Raw genomic sequence first — 585 nt, forward strand, 5'->3', positions numbered from 1 at the left:
TGACGGACACCCTGCCTTCGGGGCTGACGTTCGTGTCGGCCAGCAGTGGCGGCACGTACAGTGCCGCCACCGGCAAGGTGACCTGGACCGTGGGCACCGTCGCCAACGGCGCCACCGTCACCCTGACCGTGACCGGCACCGCACCGACGGCGGCCAGCATCGAGACCAACAGCGGCCCGACCAGCCTGCCGAACACGGCCAGCGTGACGGGCAACGAGACCGAAGGGGTGACGAACAACAACACCGCCACCAGCACCGCGCAGCTCATCTACCCCAAGCTGACGAAGCGGGTGCGGAACCTCGGGAAGCCAGGGGCGCTGAACCTGGGCGCGACGTTCGGAACGGCGGGGACCGGCGTTCCCGGGGAGGTGCTGGAGTACTGCATCGACGCGCGGAACTACGGGGTGGCGGTGTCGGGGTTCGTGCTGACGGACACGGTGCCGGGGAACACGGTGTCGGACGTGAGCGCGTACGGGACGGGCCTGGGGGTGCAGGTGACGCGTGGGGGGAGCACGTCGACGCGGACGAGCACGGCGGTGGACACGGACGGGGGATCGCTGAGCGCGTCGGCGCTGAGCGTGGACT

Annotated in this window: 1 protein-coding gene; it reads left to right on the plus strand. The window is 70.6% G+C overall.

Annotated features, from left to right (window positions below; all coding sequences use genetic code 11):
• A partial coding sequence (locus tag IEY33_RS19080) for a DUF11 domain-containing protein (protein ID WP_229671174.1) occupies window positions 1–585 on the plus strand: 585 nt, incomplete at both ends.

The organism is Deinococcus aquiradiocola (assembly GCF_014646915.1).
Classification (GTDB): Bacteria; Deinococcota; Deinococci; order Deinococcales; family Deinococcaceae; genus Deinococcus; species Deinococcus aquiradiocola.